At 43.0% G+C, this 24,418-nt stretch carries 20 protein-coding genes and 1 riboswitch; of the genes, 14 read left to right on the top strand and 6 right to left on the bottom strand.

The window, feature by feature from the left end; genetic code table 11:
• Window positions 1-164: 164 nt before the first annotated feature.
• On the top strand, window positions 165-1,055 hold the full coding sequence (locus tag CXF60_RS07095; protein WP_102091374.1) for a fructose bisphosphate aldolase: 891 nt from the start codon (window positions 165-167) through the stop codon (window positions 1,053-1,055).
• A 122-nt stretch (window positions 1,056-1,177) separates the two neighbouring features.
• Here the strand turns inward: CXF60_RS07095 and thiC are convergent, their stop codons facing one another.
• Window positions 1,178-3,292: a phosphomethylpyrimidine synthase ThiC gene (thiC, locus tag CXF60_RS07100; protein WP_228707062.1), complete on the bottom strand. Its 2,115-nt coding sequence runs from the start codon at window positions 3,290-3,292 to the stop codon at window positions 1,178-1,180.
• Between the two features lie 248 nt (window positions 3,293-3,540).
• A riboswitch (TPP riboswitch) is annotated at window positions 3,541-3,685 on the bottom strand.
• Window positions 3,686-3,978: 293 nt separating this feature from the next.
• On the opposite strand from thiC, the gene pstS reads away from it, so the two are divergent.
• From pstS to phoU, 5 genes are all read left to right on the top strand, one after another.
• Window positions 3,979-5,145, top strand: a complete 1,167-nt coding sequence (pstS, locus tag CXF60_RS07105; protein WP_102091375.1) for a phosphate ABC transporter substrate-binding protein PstS — start codon at window positions 3,979-3,981, stop codon at window positions 5,143-5,145.
• Window positions 5,146-5,354: 209 nt separating this feature from the next.
• Window positions 5,355-6,308, top strand: a complete 954-nt coding sequence (gene pstC / locus CXF60_RS07110) for a phosphate ABC transporter permease subunit PstC (RefSeq protein ID WP_102091376.1) — start codon at window positions 5,355-5,357, stop codon at window positions 6,306-6,308.
• Window positions 6,309-6,369: 61 nt separating this feature from the next.
• Entirely contained in the window at window positions 6,370-7,275 is a 906-nt protein-coding gene (gene pstA, locus CXF60_RS07115) for a phosphate ABC transporter permease PstA (protein ID WP_102078265.1), read from the top strand.
• 172 nt (window positions 7,276-7,447) lie between these two features.
• The gene (gene pstB, locus CXF60_RS07120; protein WP_101204716.1) at window positions 7,448-8,284 is read left to right on the top strand and encodes a phosphate ABC transporter ATP-binding protein PstB; all 837 of its coding nucleotides are present in this window, start codon (window positions 7,448-7,450) and stop codon (window positions 8,282-8,284) included.
• 119 nt (window positions 8,285-8,403) lie between these two features.
• On the top strand, window positions 8,404-9,186 hold the full coding sequence (gene phoU, locus CXF60_RS07125) for a phosphate signaling complex protein PhoU (RefSeq protein WP_102091377.1): 783 nt from the start codon (window positions 8,404-8,406) through the stop codon (window positions 9,184-9,186).
• 99 nt (window positions 9,187-9,285) lie between these two features.
• Here the strand turns inward: phoU and CXF60_RS07130 are convergent, their stop codons facing one another.
• Both CXF60_RS07130 and argH read right to left on the bottom strand, forming a co-directional pair.
• Window positions 9,286-9,576, bottom strand: a complete 291-nt coding sequence (locus CXF60_RS07130; protein ID WP_057757820.1) for an oxidative damage protection protein — start codon at window positions 9,574-9,576, stop codon at window positions 9,286-9,288.
• Between the two features lie 316 nt (window positions 9,577-9,892).
• Complete coding sequence (gene argH / locus CXF60_RS07135) at window positions 9,893-11,266, bottom strand: argininosuccinate lyase (RefSeq protein WP_102091378.1); 1,374 nt, start codon at window positions 11,264-11,266, stop codon at window positions 9,893-9,895.
• Between the two features lie 239 nt (window positions 11,267-11,505).
• On the opposite strand from argH, the gene CXF60_RS07140 reads away from it, so the two are divergent.
• The 6 genes from CXF60_RS07140 (at window position 11,506) to CXF60_RS07165 (ending at window position 17,609) form a co-directional block, all read left to right on the top strand.
• A complete protein-coding gene (locus CXF60_RS07140; RefSeq protein WP_227673289.1) occupies window positions 11,506-12,531 on the top strand; it encodes a histidine kinase in 1,026 nt (341 codons plus the stop codon).
• 329 nt (window positions 12,532-12,860) lie between these two features.
• On the top strand, window positions 12,861-13,598 hold the full coding sequence (locus tag CXF60_RS07145; protein ID WP_102078269.1) for a LytR/AlgR family response regulator transcription factor: 738 nt from the start codon (window positions 12,861-12,863) through the stop codon (window positions 13,596-13,598).
• 228 nt (window positions 13,599-13,826) lie between these two features.
• Window positions 13,827-14,861, top strand: coding sequence for a hydroxymethylbilane synthase (hemC, locus tag CXF60_RS07150; RefSeq protein WP_102091379.1), 1,035 nt, complete (start codon window positions 13,827-13,829; stop codon window positions 14,859-14,861).
• A gap of 110 nt (window positions 14,862-14,971) precedes the next feature.
• Window positions 14,972-15,973: a uroporphyrinogen-III synthase gene (locus CXF60_RS07155; RefSeq protein WP_102091380.1), complete on the top strand. Its 1,002-nt coding sequence runs from the start codon at window positions 14,972-14,974 to the stop codon at window positions 15,971-15,973.
• A 57-nt stretch (window positions 15,974-16,030) separates the two neighbouring features.
• Window positions 16,031-17,065 carry a hypothetical protein gene (locus CXF60_RS07160; protein WP_102091381.1) on the top strand — a complete coding sequence of 345 codons (1,035 nt, stop codon included), beginning with the start codon at window positions 16,031-16,033 and terminating at the stop codon, window positions 17,063-17,065.
• A gap of 52 nt (window positions 17,066-17,117) precedes the next feature.
• Window positions 17,118-17,609 carry an acyl-CoA thioesterase gene (locus tag CXF60_RS07165; protein ID WP_102091382.1) on the top strand — a complete coding sequence of 164 codons (492 nt, stop codon included), beginning with the start codon at window positions 17,118-17,120 and terminating at the stop codon, window positions 17,607-17,609.
• Window positions 17,610-17,750: 141 nt separating this feature from the next.
• Here the strand turns inward: CXF60_RS07165 and ribBA are convergent, their stop codons facing one another.
• Window positions 17,751-18,863, bottom strand: coding sequence for a bifunctional 3,4-dihydroxy-2-butanone-4-phosphate synthase/GTP cyclohydrolase II (gene ribBA / locus CXF60_RS07170; RefSeq protein ID WP_057757842.1), 1,113 nt, complete (start codon window positions 18,861-18,863; stop codon window positions 17,751-17,753).
• 345 nt (window positions 18,864-19,208) lie between these two features.
• The gene (locus tag CXF60_RS07175; RefSeq protein WP_102091383.1) at window positions 19,209-20,498 is read right to left on the bottom strand and encodes a replication-associated recombination protein A; all 1,290 of its coding nucleotides are present in this window, start codon (window positions 20,496-20,498) and stop codon (window positions 19,209-19,211) included.
• A gap of 444 nt (window positions 20,499-20,942) precedes the next feature.
• Between CXF60_RS07175 and CXF60_RS07180 the strand changes: the two genes are divergently transcribed.
• Both CXF60_RS07180 and CXF60_RS07185 read left to right on the top strand, forming a co-directional pair.
• The gene (locus CXF60_RS07180) at window positions 20,943-21,476 is read left to right on the top strand and encodes a type IV secretion protein Rhs (protein ID WP_102091384.1); all 534 of its coding nucleotides are present in this window, start codon (window positions 20,943-20,945) and stop codon (window positions 21,474-21,476) included.
• A gap of 218 nt (window positions 21,477-21,694) precedes the next feature.
• Window positions 21,695-22,627 (top strand): hypothetical protein, encoded by a 933-nt coding sequence (locus CXF60_RS07185; RefSeq protein ID WP_102091385.1) that lies wholly within the window; start codon window positions 21,695-21,697, stop codon window positions 22,625-22,627.
• Between the two features lie 132 nt (window positions 22,628-22,759).
• On the opposite strand, the gene gltA is transcribed toward CXF60_RS07185, so the two are convergent.
• Window positions 22,760-24,040 carry a citrate synthase gene (gltA, locus tag CXF60_RS07190; RefSeq protein ID WP_102091386.1) on the bottom strand — a complete coding sequence of 427 codons (1,281 nt, stop codon included), beginning with the start codon at window positions 24,038-24,040 and terminating at the stop codon, window positions 22,760-22,762.
• Window positions 24,041-24,418 lie beyond the last annotated feature (378 nt).

Below are 24,418 nucleotides of genomic sequence, written 5' to 3' on the forward strand. Positions count from 1 at the left end.
AAAAGTATTGGTTTCATGGTTTTTTAGCTATATTGTCACGTATCCTATATAGGCATACAAATCATCCTATGATAAGGTTATCTACAAATAACACGGCTTGTATGGAATAAAAAAGCTTAATTTATGATAGTTAACTTAACCAATAAAAATAGGATGCAGGCTCAATGGAATACGATAAGCAATTACAGCGTATAAAAAATAGTTCGGGTTTTATTGCTGCGCTTGATCAAAGTGGTGGCAGCACACCGAAAGCGTTAGAGACTTATGGTGTCAGCAGCGACGACTATGATAACGATGAAGCCATGTTTGATTTGGTTCATGAAATGCGTGCTCGTATCATGACGTGCGACTGTTTTGATAGCGAGCGTGTACTTGGTGCAATTTTATTTGAAGATACCATGGAGCGCGAAGTCAATGGTAAGTCGACAGCTAATTACCTATGGGAAGATAAAAATATCGTACCATTTTTAAAGGTAGATAAAGGTCTGGCTGAGCAAATGAGCGGCGTGCAAGTTATGAAGCCGATTCCGAATCTAGATCTATTATTAGATAAAGCAAAAAACTATCCCGTATTCGGTACTAAAATGCGCTCAGTCATCTATGAGCCAAACGTCGATGGTATCGAGCTTGTGGTACAGCAGCAGTTCGATGTGGCTAAGCAGATTATTTCAAAAGGTCTGATGCCTATCGTCGAGCCAGAGGTCAATATTGAGAGCACTCAAAAGCATGAGTGCGAGTTACTGTTGAAGACAGATATACTGCGCAATCTGGAACGCTTGAATGACGAACATCAAGTGATGCTCAAGCTGACGTTACCAGAAGAGGCAGGGTTTTATCAGGAGCTGATTGACCACCCTAAAGTGTTAAAAGTTGTGGCGTTATCTGGTGGCTATAGTCGTAGCGATGCTTGTGCCAAGCTCAAACAAAACCCAGGTATGATTGCGAGCTTCTCGCGTGCCTTTACTGAAGGCTTGAGTAAGCAACAAAGCGATAGTGAATTCTCTGAAACCATTAATGCTTCAATTGAAGAGATTTATGAAGCGTCAAAAGTGTAAACGTAGTAAATAAAAATTCGCACATAAATCATGAGTAAATAAGCAAAAAAGCCCTACTAGATAAGTATAAAAATACTTGAATAGTAGGGCTTTTATTATTTTAAAAGTATCGGTTATTAACTCTACACCTCTTTATATAACTGACGTCCTTCGTTGTTATATTTTTTAGTCATCTCGGCCATGCCTTGGCGAATTTCCTCAGCAGTGGCCTCCCCAACTTGTCCGACAAGCTCTGTATCTACCTCTTTGATTAGGTGACCAGCATCGGTTAAGTCGCCCGTTTGCGGCGTCACTTTTTGATTAGCAGCAGCTTTATCCAGTCCTGCTGCATATTCACGCACGTTTTGAGTGATTTTCATTGAACAAAACTTAGGGCCACACATGGAGCAAAAGTGTGCCGATTTGTGTGCGTCTTTTGGCAACGTCTCATCATGATATTCACGTGCAGTATCAGGATCGAGCGCTAGATTGAACTGATCATCCCAGCGGAATTCGAAACGTGCTTTAGATAGTGCATTGTCACGTGCCTGCGCTCCTGGATGACCTTTAGCAAGGTCAGCAGCGTGTGCAGCGATTTTATAAGTAATAATGCCGTCTTTGACGTCTTTTTTGTTTGGTAGACCTAAATGTTCTTTTGGCGTGACATAGCACAGCATCGCTGTACCAAACCATCCAATCATTGCAGCTCCGATGGCGCTAGTGATATGGTCATAGCCTGGGGCGATGTCTGTGGTTAATGGCCCTAAAGTATAGAAAGGCGCGTCAGCACATAGCTCAAGCTGCAAGTCCATGTTTTCTTTGATGCGGTTCATCGCAACGTGTCCAGGGCCTTCGATCATCACCTGTACATCGTGCTCCCATGCCACTTTAGTCAATTCACCAAGCGTACGTAGCTCACCGAACTGCGCTTCATCATTGGCATCTTGCAAGCAGCCAGGACGTAGGCCATCACCTAGACTAAATGCCACATCGTACTGCTTCATAATCTCGCAGATGTCTTCGAAATGCGTATATAAAAAGCTTTCTTTGTGATGGGCTAGACACCACTGCGCCATGATAGAACCACCACGTGAGACGATACCTGTCAGACGTTTTGCGGTGAGCGGCACATAGCGTAATAGTACGCCGGCGTGAATAGTAAAGTAGTCTACGCCTTGCTCTGCTTGCTCAATCAACGTATCACGGAATATTTCCCATGTAAGATCTTCAGCGACGCCATCGACTTTTTCTAGTGCTTGATAAATCGGTACGGTACCAATCGGCACAGGAGAGTTACGGATTAGCCATTCACGGGTTTCATGAATGTGATTGCCCGTTGATAAATCCATGATGGTATCCGCACCCCAACGTGTGGCCCACGTCATTTTGGACACTTCTTCATCGATAGATGAACCTAACGCTGAGTTACCGATATTGGCATTGATTTTCACCAAGAAATTGCGCCCGATGATCATCGGCTCAGATTCAGGGTGGTTGATGTTGTTTGGAATAATTGCACGTCCAGCCGCCACTTCATCGCGAACGAATTCAGGAGTGATGATTTGAGGCGTATTGGCACCGAAGCTCTCGCCATCGTGTTGACGCATATCAGTCAGTTCATGCTGCTTTTGCGTCTCACGAATAGCGATATATTCCATCTCAGGGGTGATGATGCCGCGACGCGCATAGTACATTTGCGTAACGTTCTGTCCTGCTTTGGCGCGACGCGGTTTATCGATATGAGCAAATCTAAGGTTAGCAGTGCTGATGTCGCGAGCACGTGCTTGTCCGTATGAGCTGGATAGGCCACTTAGTTGCTCGGTATCACCACGTTCTGCGATCCAGTTCTCACGCAGTTTTGGCAATCCACGTGTTAGGTCGATATCGACATTAGGGTCGGTATATACACCTGAGGTGTCATACACATAAAACGGAGGATTATGCTCACCGTCTTTATCTCCAGTACCGCCAACAGGCGTATCAGCCAAGCTGATTTCACGCATCGGTACTTGGATATCATGTCTTGAGCCTTCGATATAGACTTTTCTTGAGGCAGGTAAAATACGGTGCAAGTCGCGCGCATCTTCTTCGAAACGGGCATCACTTGCGGCACGGTGAGCAGGGGTTTTTAGCGCATCTGCTTTTTTATCTGCCTTGACGTTGGTCGTGTCAGCAGCATTTGAAGCAAGCGTTGAGTTGTCGGCTGGGTTATGCGTTTGGGCTTTCGGTGCAATTGAGGTAGTGTCTGCAGTAGTCATATGCTGTCCTAGCGTGTTGGTTTTTGAATAAAATCAACACCGCCAGTATCTGCGGGGGTAGGCATCCATCATCTAGACAAATTTATATTATGAACACACAACTTCGACCAAAAAATATCGTCGCGCATGGTGCTCATCAAATATTGGACGCAGCTTGATATCCTCTCTTCTTATCTGGTTATGCATCACGCATATTAAGACAGTAGTGACGATAAAAATGTATTTCTACGCGCCCTTTGTCATAAATAACAAAGTGCTTAAGACTTCCCTGCGTCGGTACTAACCGCATCAGGTTCGGCGGGTGATCTCTCAGCGAATGTATTAAGGCGACTACTTTAATAAAGCAAGTTTAATAAAGTGAGCCAAAAATACACCGCACCCCGAGTCTGTCAGTGTTGTAAATCAGCCTTCATACTAACAAAATTCTGTACCAACGGCTAATAGTATTTGGATACAAATATTCTGTGCCACACATACTATTCAATATTTTCGTGAATAATTTTCCTGAGTGTTAATAGATGAGGATGCTTAGTATTACTAGGTTGTAGACAAATTATTCAAATATTATGTAAAGCGAATGAAGGATTCTAGAAGTTGTCATTAAACTGTCATAAAGATTTGGCAAGATAACACGCATATCACAAGCAATGCTTTTTTATACCGTTGTTAAACTTCAGGAGTCCTACATGCGTTATTCGTTATTAGCAGTGGCCGTCAGTTGTACATTAATGCTTACGGCGTGTAATAAGTCAACAGATACGGCGGAGCCAACTGCTGATACTAGCAGTAGCGCTGTGACAACAGCTGAAACAACCTCTCAGACAGCATCTTCTGCTACGTCAGATTTTAAATCTGCTGAAAATATTGCTATGAATATTACAGGTGCAGGTGCGTCGTTCCCGCAGCCTATCTATGCGAAATGGTCATATGACTACAATGCTGCGACCGGCGGCCAAGTCAACTATCAGTCGATTGGCTCATCTGGTGGTATCAAACAAATCCAGTCAAAAACAGTAGACTTTGGTGCTTCTGATGCACCGATGACGCCTGAAGAGTTAGACGAAGCAGGTTTGATTCAGTTCCCAACAGTCATCGGTGGTGTTGTACCAATTGTCAACATCGACGGTGTTGAGCCTGGTGCACTGAAGCTAGACGGCACAACGTTGGCTGATATCTATTTGGGTAAGATTAGCAACTGGAATGACCCTGCGATTAAGGCGATGAACCCAGATTTGACCTTGCCAGATGCCGCAATCACAACAGTATTCCGCTCAGACGGTTCAGGTACGACGTTTAACTTTACTGACTATCTTGCCAAGGTTTCACCAGACTGGAAAGACACCGTTGGCGTTGATAAAACCGTCAAGTGGCCGACCTCTGCTACTGGTGCAGGCGGTAAAGGTAACGAAGGCGTCTCAAGCTACGTAAACCGTATGAAAAACTCTATCGGCTATGTTGAGTATGCTTACGCTAAGCAGAATAAGATGTCACATACTGCGCTGAAAAACGCAGCTGGTAACATCGTACAGCCATCTGCTGAGACGTTTGCTGCAGCAGGTGATATCGACTGGTCACAACAAGAAGGCTTTTATAAAGTCATCACCAACTCTGAGACTGAGCAAGCATGGCCTATCGCTGCTGCGACCTTTATCTTAGTACATAAGCAACCAGAAAATCCTCAGCAAGTCGCTGGCGTGTTGAACTTTTTTGACTGGGCTTATACCCAAGGTGATGATGACGCTATGGAACTAGACTACGTACCATTCTCTGACACGGCAGTGGCCTTGTTCAAAGAGAAGTGGAACGAAGTAAAAGGTAGCGATGGACAGCCTGTCTACAAGCCAGCTCAGTAATTTGTTTCTGCTAAATACTATTTAGCAACCGACAAGTTATCCTCTCGAATAACTATTCTCCGGTAGTTGTTTGAGAGGTTTTAACACAGCAAATTTGATGAATACATCTCGATAGATATGTTTACTCATACCGTTTAAGTTTGTTGTGTTAAGACCTGAGATACATCTTTCTAATATTTCGATTCATCCCATTCAATGCTGAGACACTTATGACAGACTTAAGGTCCCAACTGGCTAAACAAAAACGTTACGACGCTTTATTTGTGAACTCTACTAAAGCGTTTGCCATACTCGTCCTCCTATCTTTAGGGGGCATTTTGGTGTCTCTAATTGTTGGAGCATGGCCGAGTATTCAAGAGTTTGGTCTGGGATTTTATACCAGCAATAACTGGGATACAGTCGCCAATGAATACGGGGCATTAGCGCCTATTTACGGTACCTTAGTCACGTCATTTATCGCTATTGTTATCGCGGTTCCAGTCAGTTTCGGTATTGCGATATTTTTAACCGAGATGTGCCCTAAGTTCCTCAAAAAGCCACTTGGTATCGCCATTGAGTTGTTGGCTGGTATTCCATCTATCATTTATGGCATGTGGGGCTTATTCGTATTTGCGCCATTTTTTGGTGATCACATTCAGCCATGGTTCATTGAACACATCGGCCCTTTGCCTATTATCGGTAAATTGTTTGCAGGTGCCCCTATGGGACTGGGTATGTTTACCGCATCCCTAGTACTTGCCATTATGATCATACCGTTCATCGCTGCCACCATGCGCGATGTTTTCTCTGTCGTACCCGATTTACTGAAAGAGTCAGCATATGGCATGGGCGCGACGACGTGGGAAGTCATGTTCAAAATTATCCTACCTTATACCAAAGCTGGTGTTGTTGGTGGCGTAATTTTGGGTCTTGGTCGTGCATTGGGTGAGACGATGGCAGTTACCTTCTTGATTGGTAATGCGTTTAATATCAGTCCAAGCCTATTTACTTCTGGTGTGACAATTACCTCGGCCTTGGCCAATGAGTTTGCTGAAGCGTCTAGTGAGCTACATCTAGCGTCTTTACTACATCTAGGCTTAATCTTATTTGTCATCACCTTCATTGTGCTGTCTTTAGCAAAACTGATGCTCATGCGCATGGATCACAAAGCAGGTAATCGATAGATCTGTTACCGATTTATTGAACCTTGATAGATATTGATAAAAGATACGGGAAATAAATATTATGCCTGCTAACAATGCGATCAATGCACCACTACCTACTAAGCCAAACGGCGCTACCCGCTACAATCAAAGCCTTTATAACAAGCGTCGTTTGACCAACAAGTTAGGTTTAGGCTTTGCCATGTCAGCGATGGTTTTTGGCTTATTTTGGTTGTCATGGATTTTGGTGACTTTGTTTGTTGAAGGCTTTCAAGGCATGGTGCAGTTGCCAATCTTTACCGCTGATACGCCGCCACCGATGAGTGCGGGCGGCTTACGTAATGCCATCGTTGGTTCAGTCATGTTAGCGTTTTCAGGATTGTTCATCGGTGCACCTATTGGTCTTATGACAGGTATTTACTTATCTGAGTTTTCTAAAGGCAGTATGCTGGGCAAGGTCACACGCTTCTTAAATGATATTCTGTTGTCAGCGCCATCGATTGTCATCGGTCTATTTATCTATGCCCTGATGGTAAAAGGTCAAAGTTTCTCTGGTTGGGCAGGCGCGTTGGCATTGGCATTGATTGTTATTCCGGTGGTCGTGCGTACGACAGAAAACATGCTGAATCTGGTACCGAATAGTCTACGCGAAGCGGCCTATGCGCTAGGTACTCCTAAGTGGAAACTGGTCACTCAGGTAACGGTAAAAGCTGCACGAGCTGGACTGACCACAGGTGTGCTATTGGCTTTTGCTCGAATCACTGGTGAGACAGCGCCGTTACTATTTACCGCACTTAACAATCAATACTTCAGTACTGATATGGGTCAGCCTATTGCTAACTTACCCAATACCATTTACCAGTTTGCGATGAGTCCTTATGACAACTGGCATACATTGGCCTGGGCGGCAGCATTACTTATCACCGCGTCTGTCCTAGTATTGAATATTTTGGCAAGATTTATCGGTGGTAGAGGTCAGCCCAAATAAGGGCTGAGAGCAGACCAGACCGTAGCACGCTACACGCTAAGCATTTACTTAAACTTATATGAAATTAATTGAGCTAGGTTGAAATATTATGAATGATGTCCTAAGCAACGTCCGTACGAACACGACTGCTGACAACTTTAATACGGCAACAGGCAGCCTATTAAATAGACCCATGTCTACTAGCGCCCAAGCTCAGCAACCAAACACTGCTGATTTTAATAAGCAAACGATCCAAGATATTCCCAAGAACATGCCTGCTGCCAAAATGGAAGTTCGAGATCTAAACTTCTATTACGATGATTTTCAGGCATTAAAAAACATCAATATCGATATCGCGGATAAAAAAGTGACCGCTTTTATTGGTCCTTCAGGTTGTGGTAAGTCTACGCTACTACGTACTTTTAACCGCATGTACGATTTATATCCAGGTATGCGTGCAGAGGGCAATATCAATTTAGATGGCAAAAACATCTTGGGTAAAGACATCGATGTGAACTTACTGCGTGCACAAGTTGGTATGGTCTTTCAGAAGCCAACGCCTTTCCCGATGTCAATCTATGACAATGTCGCCTTTGGTGTAAGACTGTATGAAAAGTTAAGTAAAGACGAGCTGGATCATCGCGTCGAGTGGGCACTGAAAAAATCAGCGCTATGGCCAGAAGTGAAAGACAAGCTAAAAGCATCAGGACTGTCGTTATCAGGTGGTCAGCAGCAGCGTCTGTGTATCGCACGTAGTGTGGCGACTAAGCCTGAAGTACTGTTGCTTGATGAGCCGACATCAGCACTGGATCCTATCTCGACGGGTGCTATCGAAGATTTGATCGAAGATCTGAAAAACGACTACACCATCGCTATCGTCACTCACAATATGCAGCAAGCAGCACGTGTATCTGACTACACGGTCTATATGTATTTGGGCGACATGATTGAGATGGGAGAGACCGATCAGATATTTACCAAACCTACCCAAACCGCGACAGAAGACTATATTACAGGTCGTTATGGCTAACATTGATTGAAATTGAAATCGGTACAAGCAGACAACGCTGATTAGCATGTCATAAGCCGACTTTCTAACTTCACAAGCACACTGCGCTATTAAAATATAGATTCTAGGGAATACCTCTCATGCAAAGTGATAAGCATATCTCCAAAAGTTTTGACCAAGATCTTGATGAAGCCATCCGTTTATTTTTATACATGGGTGATAGCGCGGCCAACCAAGTGGCCAAAGCTATCCATGCTCTGATCGATAAAGACGAAACACTGGCGCAAGAAGTCATCGATATGGACTTCGATATCAATCGAATGGAGGTCGAACTCGACGAGCACATTTTATTATTGGTCGCCAAACGCCAGCCAGCTGCCAGTGATTTGCGTTTAGTCATGTCAATCAGTAAAGGTGTGGTTGATTTGGAACGTATCGGTGATGAAGCGGTAAAAATTGCGCGAATGGCCAGTAAAATTGCGGCAGAAGGCAAATCAGCATACGGCTATGCTGAGGTTCAGCATTTGAGCAATCAAGTTCGTCTGATGCTAAACAACTCGCTAGAAGCTTTCAGTCAATCAAATGCGGAGCAAGCGTTTGAAGTGATGCGTAATGATAGCGTGGTCAATACCGAATATCAGTCAGCCATTCGTGCTTTGATGACCTATATTATGGAAGACTCACGCCACGTATCAAAAGTCATCAATATCATGTGGATATTACGATCGCTAGAGCGTATCGGTGACCATGCACAAAATGTCGCAGAGCTAGTGATTAACTATATCAGTGGACAAGACGTACGTCATTCAGACTATACCATGGTCGAAAAAGCGGTACAAGAAGCCAATGACCGATTGGCTGCTCGTCAAGTTAGTACATTGTCAGCCAATGATCTTGAAACGTCAGATAGTGATGAAGGCTGATAAGAAAGACATTGATTTTCACCTTATAACAAAAAACGCGCTATAGTAAGCGCGTTTTTTTATAATTACTAAATGTAGCTAGTAGAAAGCTAGTAAATACTAACTTTCTGGTGTCCAGCCTTGTGCACGCTCATAGTCTTCGTTGTCTAAGAACTTATCACGCTGCTCTGTCAAAAACTTTTTGGCAGCAGGATCCATCATGCTTAGATGGTTTTCGTTAATAAGCATCGTTTGATGCTCAAGCCATTCTTTCCACGCCTTTTCAGATACGGTCTCTTGCAGCTCTTGACCTTTTTTATTAGGGAAGGGTGGATGCGGCATCTTTGGTAAATCTTGCTTATATTTACGACAAAACACAGTATTTGCTTGAGGATTAAAAGTCTCAGTCATAAGGCATTCCTTATTCATTATATTAAGTGATTAAATCAAATATCATATGAGTCTATGATAACGGTCTTGGTAGATTTAGCAAAGGGTACTAATGTATATCGTCAAGCCTCTATTCATTTGTTATAAAGTCTCTGGTAGTTGGTATATGACAAACACTAACTACGTTTGACCTTTTTATTGAAATTTCCAAAGCTAGTGATATTTTGAAAATGACATTGGCCAAACCAGTAGAGGTCATAAGACAAATAAAAACACCCGCATAGATAGCGGGTGTTAAATTTATATTAGCAGGTTAGCTTTTATTCAAAAGTACTGATTAGGCAAAAGTTTTTAAGCGAGCACGGCCATTGATCACCGCTTGCTTGACTTGGTTTGGCGCAGTGCCACCTAAATGGTCACGAGCTGCTAATGAGCCTTCTAGCGTTAGATAGTCGAAGACGTCTTCACCGATAGCATCGCTAAATTGCTGTAGCTGTGCCAATGACAAATCACTTAGATCAACACCTTCTTTGATGCCTAAAGCAACAGCGTTACCAACCACTTCATGGGCGTCACGGAATGCCACACCTTGACGTACTAGGTAATCTGCCAAGTCAGTCGCAGTCGCATAGCCTTTCATCGTAGCGGCACGCATGCTTTCTTTGTTTGGTGTAATGTTGGGTAGCATATCAGCAAATGCTAATAGCGAACCTGTCAACGTATCAACGCAATCAAACAAAGGCTCTTTGTCTTCTTGATTGTCTTTGTTGTAGGCGAGTGGCTGGCTTTTCATTAGGCTAAGCAAAGTCATCAACTGTCCAAAAACACGCGCCGCTTTACCCCGTACCAACTCAGGTACGTCAGGATTTTTCTTTTGCGGCATGATCGATGAGCCAGTACAAAAGCGATCTGGTATCTGCACAAAATTAAATTGTGCCGACATCCAAAGAATAATCTCTTCGCTCATACGCGACATATGCATCATCAGGATAGAAGCTGCTGAAGTAAACTCAATCGCAAAGTCACGGTCTGAAACAGCATCGAGTGAGTTTTGACAGATACCTTCAAAACCTAGCAATTCAGCAGTGATGGTACGATCGATTGGGAAAGTCGTACCAGCAAGCGCTGCGCTACCAAGTGGCATCTGATTGATACGGCGGCGTGCATCGACAAGACGCTCAGTATCGCGATACAACATCTCAAACCATGCCATCACGTGATGCCCAAAGCTAACAGGCTGTGCTGTTTGCAAATGAGTAAAGCCTGGCATGATAGTATCAGTATGTTGCTCAGCCAAATCAAGTAAACCACTTTGTAAACGTACTAATAACTCAATAATATTATCAGTCTCTTCGCGCAACCATAGGCGAATGTCTGTGGCTACCTGATCGTTACGGCTACGACCAGTGTGTAGCTTTTTACCAACGGCACCTACAATGTCAGTCAGACGTGACTCGACGTTCATATGCACGTCTTCAAGGGCGATCGACCAGTTAAACTCACCTGCTTCAATCTCGCGCAATACTTGCTGAAGGCCATCGATAATGGTGGCAACTTCATCAGCAGTTAAAATGTTACATTCTTTTAGCATCGTTGCATGAGCAATCGAGCCTTGAATATCGTGACGAGCAAAGCGTTGGTCAAAGCCTACAGAGGCAGTAAAGGCGGCAACGAAGCTATCTGTCGCTTCACTAAAGCGCCCGCCCCACATTTGTTGGCCTTGGCTACTAGCAGGCGCAGTCTGCGTTGTGGTACTTGTTATCGGAGCATCTGTGCTAAAATCAGAGTCAGATGAACTTTTACTTGATTCAGGATTACTAGGTTTTGAAGAATTGGCGTTCATATCGGTACAAGACAAGTCAAGAGAATAAGAACTCGAGTATAGCAAATGATGAGGTTGCCTTACTAGCTACACGCTTAGAGTTTTTTATTCCTAAACTCATGGAAATCATGAGGCCTTGGCAGTGGCTGACATATATCTTTTTTTGGTCACTGTTTTTGACGGTGATTGAGCGCCATGGTCTATCAGGCTGGTCTGATTTTATTATCAAGTTTTTTTCTCGCGTGATACAAAATGCACTGACAGTTATTCCCGCACTATATTTGGTCGATTATTTGCGTCCTGTCTTCAAAAACGCGAGCATTCCTAGTGTGAGTTTGCGTATTGTCATGCTCATGATGTTTTCTGCCACGGTCTCTATGGTGTTGGTGGTTTTGGTTATGATCAATCTAGGGTGGATGGAGTATAACCGTCAAGCTTTTGTCATTAATTTGCTTTTCAACACAGTGCTTACCGGTGGTTTTACTGCTGTGTTCTTATTATATTTTCTGCGCAGCTACCGTGAGCTTAATGCGCTAAAGCTGTCTTTTGAATATAAACTGACTGCACAAAACGACCTGATAAAAGCCCGTACGGCACCGCACTTCTTCTTTAATACTATCAACACACTCGTATCACTGATTGAATCAAACCCGCCAAAAGCCGCTGACTTATTACAGCACGTCTCTGCACTATTCCGCGCTAGTTTTAGTGGTACACGCGAGATTAGCTTTGAAGAAGAGGTTGATCTTTGTGAGCATTATTTGGCAATCGAATCTAGTCGTTTAGCAGACAAGCTCGAAGTCAATTGGACGTTACCTGAAGAAGATATCATGTATGACATGGTTATCACTGCACTAACGCTACAAAGCGTGCTAGAGAAAATACTGCTCAATGTGGTAGAGATGACGACAGAAACTATCTGCATTAATATCGAAGTCACGTGGGAACAACACCGAGTTAAAATCATGATTGATGTTGCGCTTCCCAAAAAAACACTAATCATCAATCATGACTTGCGCCAACATATGAATTTCTATATTCAAGCTGATCGTTTGCGCGCCCATTTTGGACAAAGTGCGGACATTCAAAGCTCGGTAGCCAGTACTCAAATTATCACCATCATCGACTATCCTCTACAAGACGTTGGTTTATAACCTACTGTTATTCATTAGCTTTCTCTCTTTTTCCAACTCCTAAAAGCCTATGTGGCATACTTATTGCAATACCTCGTATAGACGTCATAATTTATGTTTGATAAATAATGATTACGAATCAGTAATATCATAACTACCGTGAAACACAATTACATCATATAAAACCTACCTATAGCAGGAGTATATTGTCCGCTATAAAAACTGGTGGTTTTTGTCAGAATTTTATTAAATAATTTAGATTTTATATTCTAAGTGATTGATAATGAGTGCTAATATAGCCGTAATATTATTAAATAAAATATTAAGTATGTCCTTGGATGGGAGTTTGCATGCGTATCGTAGTTTGTGATGATGAGCCCCTAGCGCGTGAGCGCTTGGTGAGAATTGTACAGGAGTCAGGCCATGAAGTCGTTGCTCAGGCCACAACAGGTGCAGAAGCCATCGTCGCTGTAAAAACCCAGCAGCCAGATATTATATTATTAGATATCCGAATGCCTGAAATGGACGGCGTACGCTGTGCTCAAGAACTTGCCAAACTTGAGCATCCACCAGCGATTATATTTGTGACGGCATACGACCATTATGCGATCGCAGCATTAAAAGCCAATGCAATTGGCTATTTGCTGAAACCTGCAAACAAAGATGAGCTACTAGAGGCATTAAACAAAGCAAAGAACCTAAATGCCGCTCAACTAAACGAAATTCGCAAGCTTGAAGACCCGACAGCACGTCCGATACGTGAACATATCGCTGCTCGTACGCATCGCGGTGTTGAACTGATTAAGCTAAAAGATATCTACTATTTTGCAGCAGATCAAAAATACGTCAAAGTGCGTCACAAAGATGGCATGGTATTGATTGATGAAACGCTAAAAGAATTAGAGCAAGAGTTTGATGATCGTCTGTTCCGAGTACATCGCAATGCCATCATCAACCTTAGTTATTTGGACTTTTTAGAAACTCTAGATGCAGGCCAGTATCAAATACGTTTTAAAGGTATTGATGAGACGCTAGCGGTCAGTCGTCGTCACTTACCTGCCTTACGTGATAAAATCCAAAGCATGTGATAGGCTGTCCTGATAGCGACCAATCATTCCATATCATCAAACCCTTATTTATGCTTAAATAGGGGTATTTTTTTGCGTCAGCATCTACTATTAATCATTTGAGTCGCCTATGCTTTGGCAAATTTGCCCTATCGAGTAATATCGATATTATTCAGTATAAAGATGAACAGTACTGACATTGGGAATATAGCCATTATAGTATTAGTATCGAACTTATTGAGGCCCTTTATGAGCAATCCGCAGCAACCTGTTTTGACTACTCTAAATATCGCTACACGTCAAAGTCCTTTAGCCTTATGGCAGGCCGAGCATATTCGCGATCGTTTATTGGCGTTGTATCCCAATCTGACGATTAATTTACTAAAAATTGTCACTAAGGGTGACAAGATTTTGGACACGCCTTTGGCCAAAATCGGTGGTAAAGGATTGTTTGTAAAAGAGCTTGAGCAAGCGCTGTATGACAAGCAAGCCGATATTGCAGTGCACTCGCTAAAAGATGTACCGATGCAGCTTCCCGAAGGCCTCACATTAGGCGTCTACTGTAAACGCGCCTCACCAACAGATGCCTTTGTCTCAAACACTTATAATAGTATTGATGAGCTACCACAAGGTGCAGTCGTTGGGACATCAAGTTTACGTCGTCAATGCCAGATCAAAGCCTATCGTCCTGACCTGCAGATCAAAACATTGCGCGGCAATGTCGGCACTCGTTTGGGCAAGCTAGATGCTGGTGAATACGATGCCATTATTCTGGCAACTAGCGGCTTGCAGCGTATTGAGCTAGACGAGAGAATACGCGGTGAGCTTGATATCGCAGCTTGCTTGCCTGCAGTTGGACAAGGTGCCTTAGCAATCGAATGCCGTGAAGGTGATGAAGAAGTCCTCAAATTACTTGCACCACTCAATGATGATAAAGCCCGTATTCGACTTATCGCTGAGCGTGCTCTGAACCGTCATTTAGAGGGCGGCTGCCAAGTACCGATCGCCGCTTATGCAGTTCTGCAGACAGCTGAAGAAACCAGTGTTAATAATGATAACAATGGTGATAATGGCAATAACGATAGTGGGAATGTGCTGTGGCTACGCGGTCGAGTGGGTCAGGCTGATGGTAGCGAATTGTTGAAAGCTGACAAACGAGCTACGTTGGTTGGGACACAAGCTGAGCAAGAAGCCCAAGCCAACCAACTGGGTATCGATGTCGCAGAAATGCTACTTGCCGATGGTGCAGGCGCTATTTTGTCAGCGATCTATCAGCCTGAATAGTAAAAGTACAGTCGCTATAGGCTTGATTAATCGCAAGATAGGCTGATCTAAGCATCAGCCATTTTTGTATACTTAAGCCTTTTTCATTCTTTTTTTGTCATGGTATATCGATGTCATCAATACCAACTCAATCTACATACATAACTTCTCATAAGAATTATGCTAATGATAAGTCAAACGTAATGCCGCAAATTGTCATTAATACTCGCCCAGTAGAGCGAGCAGCACCGTTGACGCAGCATTTGCAAGCGGCAGGATTGGTAGTGGTTGAGATGCCAATGTTGACGCTACGACCACGTCCAACAACTGATCTAGATATTGCATTAATGCATCAGTGGTTGGCGGGGGCGTACAAAGCACTTGTTGTCGTTAGCCCAACTGCAGCGGCTTCAGGGTTAGCCGTTTGGCAATCACTTGAACATGAAAAGCGTAAACACAAAACGAAAGACGATAATGACAAGTACGCACATAGTTTACTAGAAGGTTTATCATTACCTAGTCCTCTGGTTGCGGTTGGTGAAGCAACGGCGGCAGAGTTCAGTCAGGTGCGTATAAATACAACAGACTATCAAATACTTCAGCCTGAGACTGCCAATAACGAAGGCATGCTAGCAATGCCTGAAATTGATAACTTACAAGCAGGCGATAAATTGCTGATATGGCGCGGGCTTGGTGGACGACGATTATTGGTTGATACATTGCAGGCGCGCGGTGTACATATCGATAGTATTGCTTGGTACGAGCGTACGATGCCTATCGATGCAATGGCTGAATATCAGCAGTGGCAACAAGCATTTCTTACTCATAGTACTGCGTCAGATATTGCCCTACTGAAGCAGTCAAAGCCAATTGTTGTCATTAGTAGTGCAGCGGCTTTTGAGCATTGGTCAAGTATCGTCAATAATGGCCAATCAAAGACGTTAGACAACAAGCAAAATTCTGATGCAGTGGCTGATATAGCAGAGAGGCTTTCGCTTACGCTAAAAGATTTTTCCTATGTTGTGTTGGGTGAGCGTCTTGCCAATATGGTTGCCGCACAGCAGTTGAGCTACTGGCGAGTAGAGGATTTGTTGCCAGATACGATTCTTTCAGCCATTCATTCTAAAATATAATACCTTAAACTCATTTGCTTTAAACATGTTTATCTATACCAATAACGGTACTGCCTTATGTCAATGAATTCTGAGTCCTTATCTAAGGATCCTTCAACTGTTCAGCAGCGCCGGCAAGCAAATATTTTGCTGCTACGGATGCAATGGCTGGTTATCTTATTACTGATCGCTGCATTATTGTGGCTATATATTAGTCAGCAGCGCTTTCAGCATAGTGTCAACGATCGTTTGCAAAGCAATGAGCAAGTAATCAGTCGATTAAACGAAATGGACGATCGTCTATTTGCCATGAGTCAGCAGACGCTGCCAGAACCTAGAGTTAAAGCCAGTAGCCAAGCGCAGAATCAGTTGGACCTATTGCGTATCCAAATTAAAGCGGCTGATAGACTGTTGGCGGATAGTAATGACAGTGCCGCGATTGAGTTATTGCGAGGTCTACATTGGCAGTTATCGCAAAGCAGTAATGAGATTGCGCCTGCGTTAACCATCGTTATCAAGCAAAGTTTGCTCAAAGATATTGAGCGTCTGCAGGCACAAAGATCGCAGCCAAGCCCGTGGCAAATACAAAATCTTGCGATTCAAAATATTCAGGAATTTTTGCATAGTCATGAGCGTCTTGGCAGCTATGAAGGTACGGATTTACAGCGTCGAGAGCTGGTGGATGCGGCTACTGAAAATAAACAGCAGCCTAAAGCAACCAATGCTGCTGATACCTCAGCGACTAGTGATACAAATTTAACGCGTCGTCAGCTCACTATCCATGAAGTCATCATGACACTGAATTTAGCAAGCCAAGCAAGCAATATGCGTAAGCAAGATCAACTTGTCAGCTATTTGACGCAGGCACGCAAACAGTTAAAAACGTTGGTACCTAAAGCTTCAACTAGCGACAATAAAAAGTCAGTACAAGCTGGCGCAATTGGAATTGTACAAGCTGATAAAAAACCAATCGATGGTCAAAGTAATCTTGAGACAATGAAAGCGCCGAGTGACATACCAGAAGTAATTGTATGGCTAAATCAGTTGATTGCTCATGCACCCAAACCAACGCCATTATTGACGACAGAAATTTTGGATAAGCCACAACGCTAACGAGAGTTAGTCACAATAGTTAATATAGAAAATATAAAATGTAAGGTAAGCAATGACCCATTCTAATGAAAAGTCAGCATCTGTATCTGATACAGCAAACGAACACCGCCCTGAATTATTGGCTCATTATCCTGTTATTCATCATCAGCCGATACAGTGGGGAGAGATGGATGCCTTCAATCACCTGAATAATGTGGTTTACTATCGTTACGCTGAGTCAGCGCGCATAAGTTATCTGCATGCGCTAGGAATGTTTGATGGCAGTATGGTCACTGTTTTAGCCCAGTCTAGCTGCCAGTATTTACGCCCAGTCACTTATCCTGATACATTATTATTAGGAGTTCGCTGTAAGCGTTTAGGCAATACAAGTATGGCGATGGAATATAGTTACTATAGTATCGTGCAAGAGATCATCGTTGCTACAGCAGAGGCTGTGGTAGTGCGTCTGGATAGTGAGGGAAAAGGTAAATTGCCATGGACGGCGGCAGAGCGTCAACAGCTGCTAGCACTGGAAGCCAAGTTTGGTCATACGCCTGAGCTTTAGGGCATGTTCTATATGAACCGATTGTTCATTTTTTCAAAAAAACTATCCTAAATTAAAAGCTAAAAACAAAAAAAGCACGCTAACATAATGTTAGCGTGCCTTTTTTATCACTCATTCTTCAACTAATCTCTTAAACAGTCGTTAGTCTTGTTGCGGCGCATGAACAAAGTCAACCACGTTTAGATCAAAACCTGACAATGCAAAAAACTTCATTGGTGATGACAGTAAGCGCATATCACGGACACCTAAATGACGTAATATCTGTGCACCAACGCCGATACTACGATATGGCTGTTGCGTAATGGTTGATTGAGACTCGTTGTCTGCGGCTTTGTCCAGCGCATCTCCCAAATCAACTGGTTGATTGCTACCAATCCATACGAGCACACCGCGATCTGAAGCACTGATTTCTTCTAGTGCTGACTGTACGCTCCAGCCACTACGGCCAGTCATATCATTTTTAGCTGCAAACAAATCGCGTAATGGGTGGAAACCATGAACACGTACGGTACTGACGCCTTCGCTGACATCACCTTTTACCAAGGCTAAATGTGTTTCTTCAGCGCCAAACTCACGGAAGCGATGTAGCGTAAAAGTACCGTGTTCAGTTTCAAACGGATGTGACTCAATTTCTTCTACCGTTTGCTCATTAGCGATACGATAATTAATAAGGTCAGCAATCGTGCCTATCTTGATGTCATGCTCTTTTGCAAATATTTCAAGGTCGTCACGGCGCGCCATCGTACCATCTGCATTGATAATCTCTACAATCACCGCTGCAGGCTCTAGACCTGCTAAACGTGCTAAATCACAACCCGCTTCTGTATGGCCTGCACGGTGAAGAACACCGCCGTTTTGCGCCATAATTGGAAAAATGTGACCAGGCTGAACGATGTCTTCAGGCTTCGCTGACGAAGATACCGCTGCCTGAATAGTACGTGCACGATCACCAGCAGAAATACCCGTGGTGACGCCTTCAGCAGCTTCAATCGAGACAGTAAAGTTGGTGCTAAACTTCGCCTCGTTACGATCTGACATCAGTGGCAGTGCCAATTGCTGGCAACGCGCTTGTGATAAGGTCAAACAAACTAGACCACGCGCGTGAGTAATCATAAAGTTAATATCTTCAGGGCGCACATGGGTCGCTGCCATGATGATATCACCTTCGTTTTCGCGGTCTTCATCATCCATCAAGATGACCATTTTTCCAGCACGAATATCTTCGATAATCTCAGGGATTGCATTTAAACTCATAGTAAATCTCAATATTTTATTATTTATAAATAGGTGTCATTTGGAATATAGGGCTCTATCTGCTTATTGTAGCAGTAGGTAATACAAAGCGCTGTTACGGTCAAGCAAAGCGCTACTACGGTCAAGTAAATCGCGCTATAAGCAATATAATTTGATATAAAAGTAACTTGCTTAATTGCTTGTATATATCATTATGAGGTTATTTTAACGCTTTTCAGCGTCACGTGCTGCGCCATCTTCCCACTATATCGTTCAGTATGTCAAAAATAGTCATAAATATTATCAATGAACATTAAAACTGACTCATAAATCTGTGCGTTATATTTTTATTAATCTATATCGCAGTTAGTCATTGCTCGCTGCTTGGCTTTTCAGCCAGTCCATAAATTGCTTACTGTGTTGCTCACGCTGATTATCTGCAAACTCGTAAAAACTGGTACCAACCAAATTATCTGGTAAGTAGCTTTGAGGATAGTAATGGTTAGGATAATCGTGCGGGTAAGCATAACCTTGACCGTAGCCTTGACTACGCATCAGTTTGGTCACGCCATTGCGCAAATGTAGCGGTACAGGTGAGGCATCTTTTTCAGCCAACGCCATTGCAGCATTGATCGCTTTGTAAGTGCTATTACTCTTGGCGCTGGTCGCTAGATACACCACAACTTGACCTAAAATAATACGCGCTTCTGGCATACCGATAGATTGCACACTACGTAGGGCTGCATCAGCAAGGAGTAGGGCATTGGGGTTGGCATTACCGATATCCTCACTGGCGAGTATTACCAATCGACGCGCAATAAAATCTGCAGGCTCTCCGCCAACCAGCATCCGCGCCATCCAATATAGCGCGGCGTCAGGATCTGAGCCGCGTACTGATTTAATCATGGCCGAGATAATATCGTAATGCTGCTCACCATCTTTATCGTAACGTACCAACGCCGTTTGCGCCACTCGGCTAACCAGCTCATCATCAATGACTGTTGGTGATTGCGTGGTGTCGGCTGTTTGGATCGCGAGCTCTAATAAATTTAGCGCTTTTCGAGCATCACCATGGGCCAGCTGGCTAATGGTATCTTTTGCTTGTAAATCGACGGTTAACCTTTTGAGTATATTGTCTTCCGAGAGTGCTCGTTGCAGCACGGTACTTATCTGCTCAGGCGTTAACGGCTCTAAACGATAAACTTGGCAACGTGACAGTAGAGCGTTATTGACACTAAATGACGGGTTTTCAGTGGTAGCACCAATCAAAGTAATATCACCAGACTCTACTGCGCCCAAAAGTGCATCTTGCTGTGCTTTATTAAAGCGATGAATCTCATCAATGAAGACCACAGGTGATTCAAATGCCAACGAATCTTTATTATCTAGGACTTCGCGTAACTGTTTGACTCCAGTATTTAACGCGGAGAGCGCGTGAAAAGGTCTATTCACGGCATCGGCTAACAACATCGCAATGGTTGTTTTGCCAATACCTGCTTCACCGTGCAGGATAATAGATGGCAGATGCCCTTGCTCTACCAAACGTCGTAACGGTGCACCAGTTGCCAGCAAATGCTCTTGACCAATAATATCGGTAAGAGAAGTAGGGCGCATACGCTGAGCAAGTGGGGTATCGGCATGGAAGTTAGGTGGCATAAGACTCTCTATCGAAAAATGAAAAAACTATTTACTAGCTGCAAAAGTAGTAACGGCAAGGTCTCTATAGTTAAATCCAAATAACAGCATACCAGTCTAACTTCATCATTCTTATTGGATTTTGGCACTCATATACGTTTGGCATGATTTTCGCATCAATTTTATAACAGTAATGAGTATTAGACATCAGCAGTAGAAGTAGGCTAGTTTATAAGGATGGTACTTGTTATATGTCATACGCGCTAGGTTAACGCAAAAATATGTTAATGAAAGCTAACTAAGCGTATAGCTTGTGTCCCGAGCACTTTAGTTTTCATCATTTACCTATATTAACGGCTCTACTATTAACAGTTCTACCGTATCGATGGGAAAATTTGGCTAATTACGACTGTTAACTATTAAACACTAAAAATGGCTTATCAAATATAAGGTATTGCATTAACGATGTCTGAACCGACTCTCAAACGCTTATTCAATCGCTACTTGCGTAGTGATACAGGCAAGCAGCAATCACGTTATCTGACAGCTGGCGAGATAGCGTTGGCGTATTCAGTATTTGGTAATAGCATCAAACTCGATGAAGTGCAATTGAAGACAGCATGGTGGGTACTAAAACATTATGCCGTTAGCCCCAATGGCAATATTTACTTTAATTCAGTCGATTGGATTACGGATTTTAGCGAAGCTCCATTGAGTAAACAAAGCTGGCTTATACATGAGCTAACGCACGTATGGCAGATACAGAAAGGCTTAAAGGTTGTACGCGGAGCGATTATCAACCGAAAATATGACTACGTGTTAGAAACAGGCAAATCATTTTTTAAGTATGGTATTGAGCAGCAGGCACGCATGGTTCAAGACTATTTTGTACGTCGTCAGCGTGGTCAGAACTGCCAAGAGTGGGAAGCTTGTATTCCATTCTTGACGGTGCAGTCTATTGTTAAGGCAAGAAGTACTGATGATCCATCAGTCATCTAATTTTCAAAAGTAACAGTAAGCTTGACTGTGATAAGCATAACCGAACTATAGAACGATTGAGCTATACATTAACTGAAATACAGGTCAGTTGGATGAATACTGGATAACTATATTGGACAATTTAACAGTTAGTTATGTTGCTAAAAATCAAAGAATAATGAACCGCAATTGTAACTTACCCTTTTATAATTTTGCTTTACCAAAGGATATATACTCTCATGTTTAAATTTTTGTCAGTAAAGCCTAATGTTGATACTCGATATCCATCGACCTTGCTTGTAGCCGCACTGTCAGGAGTATTGTTTTTGACAGGTTGTCAGCAGTCTGAAACATTGCCTGTAGCTGATGACAGTCAAACCAGTGAAAAAACAAGCGTAGAAGACAGTCAGCCTATGCCAAAAAGTGACTCAGCTGCTGCGCGCATAAAACAATTCCAGCCGATATATGTTGCACAGGCGCAGAATTTACAGAGACGATTGCAAGCAGAATATGAGTCATTGCAAGCGGCAGATGCGTCAGACAGTGAGGAGCTTTTATTACTGAATACTAATAATAGTGAAAATACAGATAGTAATAACGAAATAGCGACCGATGATACCGCTCCCATTGCGAATACTAGCGCTACCAGTCCTGAAGAAGTGGTGTCATCGAATAACGATATCGCCCCGATAGACAGCAATCCAAATGTAGATGCAGAGGTTGACGTCAATACTAGCACTGAAGTTGGTGAGCGTGATTTAACGGTGTTAAAACGTATTAGTCTTGAGCCGCGCAAACCTGTTATGTTGACTGAGGATCAAATCATAGAACGCTATCAGCAAACCATGAATGCCTTATATCAACCGGTGACAACACCGCTGAGCGCAGAGGATTCTGATACATTAATCAATGTGGCGACCTTGGTTCCGCAGCTATTTGAGCATGCAGAGATTGCTGGTAGAGTAAGTGCAAAAAGTCCGGCACTTGCCCGTTTAATCATTCAGCATCAGGTATGGGAACAAATAGAAGCTCAACAAGTGGTTGATATGCAGCAAATGAAGCAGAAGCAGCAACAAGAGTTTGAAGCGCTAATGGCTAAGTTTAATGAAACTATTGAAGGATACGACGAGCAGATTGCCAAATATGAGCAAACGTTAAAAGAGTTTCAGTAACTGACTATATTTTTATGAATTGATTTAGCTGGTCATTTCTCATAAAAAAATCAATATCGAATAACGAGAGTTAAGACAATAAAAAATCCCACACGATGGCGGGATTTTTTATTGGGTAACGATTATTTTTGCTTACTTGCGATCTTCAACCTTTACAAAATCACGGCGCGTTTCACCAGTGTATAACTGACGTGGACGACCGATTTTGAACGGAGCGCTGTGCATCTCTAACCAATGGCTGATCCAACCTGAAGTACGAGCCAGTGCGAAGATTACGGTAAACATTGACGTTGGGATGCCAATGGCTTTCAAGATGATACCAGAATAGAAATCAACGTTTGGATATAGGTTACGCTCGATGAAGAACGGGTCTTCTAGCGCAATTTTCTCTAGTGCCATCGCCAATTCAAGCTTAGGATCGTTGATGCCTAGTGCTTCTAGTACTTCATCACAAGTCTCTTTCATTACTTGAGCGCGTGGATCGAAGTTTTTGTAAACACGGTGACCAAAGCCCATTAGCTTCACTTCACGGCTCTTCACTTTTTCCATGAACTCAGGCACGTTCTCAACAGTACCGATTTCATCTAGCATCTCAAGAACAGCTTCGTTCGCGCCGCCATGTGATGGTCCCCAAAGGGCTGCGATACCAGCAGCGATACATGCATAAGGGTTTGCACCAGTAGAACCAGCTAAACGTACCGTTGACGTAGAAGCATTTTGCTCATGGTCAGCGTGCAAGGTAAAGATTTTGTCCATCGCGCGAGTGATAACGTCGTTTTTCTCATAGTCTACGTCAGCAGGCGTTGCAAACATCATGTATAAGAAGTTTTCTGCGTAGTTAAAGTCGTTACGCGGATACATGAACGGTTCGCCTTGTGAGTATTTATAACTCATCGCAGCAAGCGTAGGCATCTTAGCAATCAAACGAATCGCTGTGATTTCGCGATGTGCTTCATTGCTTACGTCTAGGTCTTCATGATAGAACGCTGATAAGGCACCAACGACACCAACCATGATAGCCATTGGATGCGCGTCACGGCGGAAGCCTTCAAAGAACTTACGCAATTGATCATGAACAGCAGTATGCTCGCGGATTTTTTCAAAAAAGTCTGCTTTTTGATCAGCAGTAGGTAGGTCACCATGTAAAAGTGCATAAGCAACTTCTAGGTATTCAGCGTTGTTCGCTAGCTCGTCGATAGGGTAGCCGCGGTGTAATAACTCGCCTTTGCCACCATCAATATAAGTAATCTTTGATTCAACTGGAGCAGTTACTTTAAAACCAGGGTCATAAGACCAAAATCCTGATTCTTGTAAAGCAGCAATATCGATAACTGGGCGCCCTAAAGTACCTTTAATAATAGGAAGTTCGTATTCTTCACCATTCACGGTTAGTTTGGCATTAGTATCAGCCATAAATTGCTCTCCATTGGTTTGACTTGTTAGAATAAATTACTACAGACGCATACCCTCGCGTCATTGTCGGTTGAACGGTAAAAGTGCATTCAACTCATTTATAGTACGCAGGGTATATTAGCAGCAATTCTTGATGATTTGAAAAAACTTTTATGGACCATGTGTCCAATTGGCGCGGTGTGGCGGTAGTTATTCGCTGTAATTTTTGTATCAAAATATGTCTGTCAGGTTATTTTGCTTAAAATTCATCTGTTTTTGAGCAAGTTTATAGCAGCATTATCGAGCCAATATTTTGGGTTTCTAAATATATTTAAGAGACAAAACTCATAAATAATGACACCAAAAACTGGCAGACTATGCCTAGTAAGCGGATTAAAG

The organism is Psychrobacter sp. 4Bb (assembly GCF_002836735.1).
Taxonomy (GTDB): Bacteria; Pseudomonadota; Gammaproteobacteria; order Pseudomonadales; family Moraxellaceae; genus Psychrobacter.